The following is a 6,105-nucleotide window of genomic DNA, read 5'->3' as shown; positions in this document are numbered from 1 at the left end:
CCGCGCGGGTGGCAATGATGATCGTGGGCAGCGTCATCAGCGTCAGGACCAGACCGCCGACGATGGGGGCCGACTGCGGCAGGCCGGCGAAATTGATGAACACGGCAAGGCCCAGGATACCGAAGACAATGGAGGGAACGGCGGCCAGGTTCGCGATGTTCACCTCGATGACGTCCGTCAGGCGGTTCTTGGGGGCGAATTCCTCGAGATAGATCGAGGCCGCCACGCCGATCGGCACCGACAGGAACAGCACCACCAGCATCATGTAAAGGGAGCCCAGGATCGCCACGCCCACGCCGGCCGCTTCCGGGCGCTGGTCGGACGCATCGGGATTGGTGATGAACTCGCGGTTGAAGCGCGTGACCAGCAGGCCTTCCTCGACCAGGGCATCGGCCAGCATCAGCTGCTGGGGCGAGACATTGGCATCACGTTCGGCGCTGGCCATGCTGACGCGGCCCTTGAAGTAGCCGTCGATGCGGCCGTTCACCAGCACGTTCACGTCAACAGTCTGGCCCACCAGCTCCGGGTCATTCAGAACCCGGTTGCGCAGCTGTGCCGACGCTTCGCGGGAAACGATACCGTCGATGTCGTCCTCGGTCACTCCTTCGATCTGCAGGTCCAGAGCACCCACCGCCCGGTCCAGCGCAGCGTCCAGAACACGACCATAGGCCAGCGTCAGGACCTTTGCCATTTCGGCGGGGTCGCGGTTGCCCTGTGGGTCAAGACGCTCGGCGTCGAGGGTGACGGGAATGGACAGATAGGTCTGGCGGAAGGCACCGGCGCCATCCCGGATGATGGTCGTGACCAGCACCAGCAGCGCCACGACGGCGATGCCGATGGCGATGGCGCCATAGGTCCGGAAGCGTTTCTCGGCGGCGTTCCGGCGGCGGGTGCGCGGATCGATCTCGATCAGCGAGGTCTTGCGGGCGGCGGGCAAACGATCGGCCCGGGGAAGCGGCATGTCGGTCATTCGTACTGCTCGCGGTATTTGCGCACGATGATCAGCGCGACGATGTTGAGGGCCAACGTGATGACGAAAAGCGTCAAACCCAAGGCAAAGGCCACCAGCGTCTCGGGCGAGGAAAAGTCGTTGTCGCCCGTCAGCTGGCTGACGATCTTGACGGTGATGGTGGTCATGGCCTCGAAGGGGTTCAGGCTCATGGTGGCGGCGGCACCGGCTCCCAGAACCACGATCATCGTCTCGCCGATGGCGCGGCTGGCTGCCAGCAGGACGGCCCCCACGATGCCCGGCAGCGCAGCCGGCAGAACAACCTGCCGCACGGTCTCGGACGGGGTCGATCCCAGGCCCAGCGCCCCATCACGCAGGCTTTGCGGAACGGCGTTGATGATGTCATCCGACAGCGAACTGACGAAGGGGATCAGCATGATGCCCATGACCAGCCCGGCGGTCAGCACCGACGAGGCCGAGTTCCCCAGTCCCAGCGGTTGGGCGATCCAGTCGCGCAGCATCGGACCCACGGTGATCAGCGCGAAAAGGCCGTAGACGATGGTGGGAATGCCGGCCAGCAGCTCGACCACGGGCTTGGCAATGCTGCGGACGCGGTGGCTGGCGTATTCCGACAGATAGATGGCGGCGAACAGCCCGATCGGCACCGCCACCAGCAGCGCGATCGCCGAGATGTACAGCGTGCCCCACAGCAGCGGCAGCATTCCCAGCCGTGAATTGCCGTCAAAGCGCGGTGTCCACTGGGTGCCAAAGAAGAATTCGTGCCAGCTGTAGCGCTGGAAGAAGTGGCCTGTCTCGAAGATCAGCGACAGCACGATCCCGGCAGTTGTCGCGATGGCGATCATCGAACAGAAGATAAGGATTCCAAGGATGATCCGCTCGACCGCGTTGCGGGCCATGAAGGACGCCTTGATCCGCGTCAGGCCCATGACAAGGCCCACAACCGCGCCCGCCAGAACCAGCAGGCCGATCATGCCCGCAGATTCGGCCACAAGCTGCCCGGACATGCGCAGGATGCCGGCCAGCAGATAGATCGCGGCAGCGGGGACAAAGGTCATCAGCGCAACGTTCGCACCATGATAAACGGGCCGGCTGTGCAACTGGCGCACATCGCTGCCCGCAGACACGCTGGCGCGGTTCCGGCCGATCAGGTAACCGAGCGCGGCCAGGATCAGACTGGCCATCAGGGCCCAGGACAAAGGCATCCGAAGTATTCCTTGACTGGAATGGCGAAATGACCCGGGCGATCCTGCAAGGATCGCCCGGATCGTTCAGATCATTGCATGGTGGTTTCGTCGGTCACGGCCTGCTGCGTCGCAGCCAGTTCGGGGTCGGCCACCAGACCGTATTCCGCCAGCGGGCCTTCAGAACCCGAGATATCGTCCGACACGAAGAATTCGACGAATTCCTTCACGCCCGGGACGACGCCGATATGCGCCTTCTTGACGTACATGAACAGCGGACGCGACACGGGATATTCGCCCGAAGCGATGGTCTCGGTCGAAGGGGTCACGCCCGACATCGTTGCGACCTGCAGCGTGTCGGTGTTGTTCTCATAGAAGGACAAGCCGAACACGCCGATACCGTTGGGCGAGCTGCTGATGCGGGCCAGCGTTTCAGTATAGTCACCGTCGATGTCGACCGCGCGGCCATCGGTGCGCAGCGTGGTGCAGGCTTCCTCGGCAGCTTCCTCGCCCAGTTCGGCGGTGAAGACTTCCAGGGCGCCGCTGTCTTCGCAGCCCTGCATGATCACCTTTTCCTCGAACACTTCGCGGGTGCCGTGGCGGGTGCCCGGCACAAAGGCCAGGATTTCCTGGTCCGGCAGTTCGGGGTTCACTTCCGACCAGTTGGCATGGGTGTTCTGGGTGACGGCGCCATCAACCACCACCTGTGCGGACAAGGCATTGAACCAGTCGGCCGGGGTAAATTCGAAGGCGTTTCCGCTGGAAAGGTTTGCAAAGACGATGCCGTCATAACCGATCCGGACTTCCATGATCTCATCCACGCCGTTGGCAGCGCAGGTTTCGCGCTCGGTGTCGCGGATCGGGCGGCTGGAGTTGGCGATGTCGATGGTGTTTTCGCCCACGCCCTCACAGAAACGGCGCAGACCGGTCGAGGAACCGCCGGATTCGACGACCGGCGTACCAAAGTCGCTGTTTTCGCCGAACAGTTCGGCAACAATGGTCGAGTAAGGCAGCACGGTCGAGGAACCGGCAACCTGCACCTGCTCGCGCGCAGCCGCCGCTGTGGCCGACAATGCAATGACGGACAATGCCGTGGCGGTGAAGCCGAGGGTCTTCATTTCTGTTCTCCTGTGGAGTGAGCTTGGCGCGGCACAGGTACTACACCCGCGCGACAGAAATATTTCGAAAAGATGACAGTATGATGACAGTGGGGGTGCGGCACACACGATGGCTGCTGTACCTGCCGCCTCCCAGAGATCCGTTGAAGGCGAACGATCGACTTGTTGCCCATTGCCCGGCCCGACGGCCAGTGTGGCTTCATTGCAGCATGCTTTCGCCTCGCACCCGACCCAACAGCCTTCACGGGCTGGTAGATCGTCGGTCATGACCTGCCCCACCCTACGAACTGGCCGCAGCACTCCGGACTCGGGGCACGGGTATCAAATCAATTCAGGCTGCGGCGCAACGTGTCTTCGCGATCGAACCTGCTGCATCTTTCAAAAAGCCTCGGCCACGGCCACAATGACTGCGGCATCAGCAGGGCCTCTGCATCAACCACCGCAGCCGTGGTGATGAGCTCGAATTGCCTACGTCTATCTGTTCCACCAAGGCCGGAGGCAGGGCGATCTGTGAGAGCGGGTGCCCCTAGCAGGACCGCTTTGGCCGATAGCCTGCCACCTTCATGATTTTACGGAACATTGCACAGACATATTCCGTTCTCAAAGGCAGAACGAATTCACCAAGGGCAGGATCATGGCGGCAACTCATTCCTATCATGACGGACATGTCGCTCAGTATCCCGTTCCGGGCTTGATGACGCTGACCCACTTTTCAGCAGCCTTCTTTGCCCTGACGCTTCTGACGGACTGGGCCTATATGCAGACGACCGTTCTGATGTGGCAGGATTTCTCATCTTGGCTGTTGTTTTTTGGGCTCGTTGCCGGCGGCTTCGCCGTGCTGCTGTGGGTGATCGGTGTCGCCACGCGACAGATGCGGCCTGTCTGGGGCGTTGTTCTTTTGCATGCGCTGGTTCTGATTGCCGCCTTCGTCAACAGCCTGATCCATGCCGGCGACGGTTGGACGGCCATCGTACCGTGGGGGATCGGAATGTCTGCCCTGACTTGCCTGCTGATGCTTGCCGCGGCTCTGCTGAGTCGCCGTGCTGCATCCAGCCGCCCGCTCCATCGCGCCTGAGAAGGACCATTCCCATGATAATCTCCACCCTTGTCTCGCAACGCGCGATCCTGCTCACAACCGTTACTGCACTGGCGGCTGGCCTGACCCTGCCCTCTGTGGGCATGGCACAAGAGGCGAGTTCTGGCGATTTCGACATCAGCAGCCAGATCGGCCCGGACCCTGTCCTGCCCGAGCCCAACTTTGTCAATCTGCTGCCAAGCGTCAAGGTTGCCGAAGTGGTGGGATGGGCCGAAGGGCAAACGCCCATCGTCCCCGAGGGACTGACGGTCAGTGCCTATGCCACCGACCTCATCAACCCTCGTACCGTCCATACATTGCCCAATGGCGACGTGCTGGTGGTGCAGTCGCGCGGTCCCGAGGGCAAGCCGAAGTACCGCCCCAAAGACTACATCCGCGGCTGGATCATGAACTTTGCCGCCGGCGGTGGTGACGGGCCGCAAAAGGAGAGCAACCTGATCACGCTCTTGCGCGATACGAACCGGGACGGGGTCGTGGATGAGCGCCATGATCTGCTGACAGGGCTTCATTCACCCTTCGGCCTCGCCTGGATCGACGATACCCTGTATGTTGCTGCGGCCGACGCGGTGCTGGCCTATCCTTATGCCTTGGGCGAGAATCTCATCACTGCCGAGCCTGCGACCTTGGCGCCGTTGCCGGGTGGTCCTTTGAACCATCACTGGACCAAAGATCTGGCCCTCAGCCCCGACGGCACGATGCTTTACGCATCGGTGGGATCGAATTCCAACGCAGCCGAGAACGGAATGGAGGCTGAAAAGGGCCGTGCTGCCATCTGGCAGATCGACCGCGCGACCGGCGCGTCGAAAATCTATGCCTCAGGGTTGCGCAACCCGAACGGGCTGACCTTCAACCCTGACTCGGGCCTGCTCTGGGCTGTCATCAATGAGCGGGACGAGTTGGGTCCCGATCTCGTTCCTGACTACATGACCTCGGTGCAGGAGGGGGCTTTCTATGGCTGGCCCTACAGCTATTACGGCGACCATGTGGACGAGCGTGTGCGACCCGCCCGTCCCGATCTGGTCGCCTCGGCCATCGCGCCGGATTATGCGCTGTCCAGCCATGTCGCGGCCCTTGGCCTTGTGTTCACCAACGGTTCTGCACTGCCCGAACCTTATGCCCATGGTGCCTTTGTCGGGCAGCGCGGAAGCTGGAATCGGGATACCTTCAACGGCTACAAGGTTTCCTATGTCCCGTTCACGGATGGTCGCCCGAATGGAATGGCTCAGGACGTCGTGACCGGATTTCTCGAAGGGGACCAAGTTCACGGGCGTCCCGTGGGTGTGGGACTCGATGGAACCGGCGCCCTGCTCGTGGCCGATGATGCGGGCAATACGGTCTGGCGGATTGCTGCCGCTGACGGCACGGTCACAGATGCCCCGATTGACAGTGATCGCATCCAATCCGAAAGCAATGAAGCTGCGCCCACGACCTCCGGACCGGATGTCGTACCTCCCGCCCTCCCTTAAGCATCATAAGCGCCAACGCCGGACGGTGGCTGACAAGAAGGATGCTGAGAAAAGAGGCAGGCTGGGACTCATCCTGAGCCCGGCACTGTTATTTGGTTGGTAGACTCGATCGCGATCTAAATCGCCGGTAGTTCCAACGCATGTCGCCAATGCAACCTGCTACGCAACTTCGTGCCCGGATCGTCCGTCCTTGCCTGTCGGAGCCAATCTGAGCTGCTGTCTGTTTTGTGGGCATCAGGTCAAGCTGGCCTGGCGTGTGCCTCGCACTTCATCG

Annotated in this window: 5 protein-coding genes; 2 read left to right on the top strand and 3 right to left on the bottom strand. The window is 62.0% G+C overall.

Annotation, left to right across the window (positions count from 1 at the left end; translation table 11 throughout):
* The 3 genes from ACLHHB_RS09065 to ACLHHB_RS09055 form a co-directional block, all read right to left on the bottom strand.
* On the bottom strand, nucleotides 1-970 hold a 970-nt coding region (locus ACLHHB_RS09065; protein WP_410217953.1), incomplete at its 3' end, for a DUF3333 domain-containing protein.
* On the bottom strand, nucleotides 967-2,172 hold the full coding sequence (gene pstC, locus ACLHHB_RS09060; protein WP_410217952.1) for a phosphate ABC transporter permease subunit PstC: 1,206 nt from the start codon (nucleotides 2,170-2,172) through the stop codon (nucleotides 967-969). The genes ACLHHB_RS09065 and pstC, both read right to left, overlap by 4 nt.
* Before the next feature lie 71 nt (nucleotides 2,173-2,243).
* Nucleotides 2,244-3,269 carry a substrate-binding domain-containing protein gene (locus tag ACLHHB_RS09055; RefSeq protein WP_410217951.1) on the bottom strand — a complete coding sequence of 342 codons (1,026 nt, stop codon included), beginning with the start codon at nucleotides 3,267-3,269 and terminating at the stop codon, nucleotides 2,244-2,246.
* Nucleotides 3,270-3,903: 634 nt separating this feature from the next.
* Between ACLHHB_RS09055 and ACLHHB_RS09050 the strand changes: the two genes are divergently transcribed.
* Nucleotides 3,904-4,344, top strand: a complete 441-nt coding sequence (locus ACLHHB_RS09050) for a DUF2231 domain-containing protein (protein WP_410217950.1) — start codon at nucleotides 3,904-3,906, stop codon at nucleotides 4,342-4,344.
* A gap of 14 nt (nucleotides 4,345-4,358) precedes the next feature.
* Nucleotides 4,359-5,831: a PQQ-dependent sugar dehydrogenase gene (locus tag ACLHHB_RS09045; protein WP_410217949.1), complete on the top strand. Its 1,473-nt coding sequence runs from the start codon at nucleotides 4,359-4,361 to the stop codon at nucleotides 5,829-5,831.
* Nucleotides 5,832-6,105 lie beyond the last annotated feature (274 nt).

Source organism: Paracoccus sp. (in: a-proteobacteria), from assembly GCF_046462195.1.
Lineage (GTDB): Bacteria > Pseudomonadota > Alphaproteobacteria > Rhodobacterales > Rhodobacteraceae > Paracoccus.
Note: the sequence above shows the minus strand (reverse complement) of the source record. Positions and strands in the feature narration are given on the sequence as shown.

Excerpts from the sequence above, each read along its gene's own strand:
- pstC (WP_410217952.1), bottom strand. The coding sequence starts at position 2,172 with ATGCCTTTGTCCTGGGCCCTGATGGCCAGTCTGATCCTGGCCGCGCTC.
- ACLHHB_RS09055 (WP_410217951.1), bottom strand. The coding sequence starts at position 3,269 with ATGAAGACCCTCGGCTTCACCGCCACGGCATTGTCCGTCATTGCATTG.
- ACLHHB_RS09050 (WP_410217950.1), top strand. The coding sequence starts at position 3,904 with ATGGCGGCAACTCATTCCTATCATGACGGACATGTCGCTCAGTATCCC.
- ACLHHB_RS09045 (WP_410217949.1), top strand. The coding sequence starts at position 4,359 with ATGATAATCTCCACCCTTGTCTCGCAACGCGCGATCCTGCTCACAACC.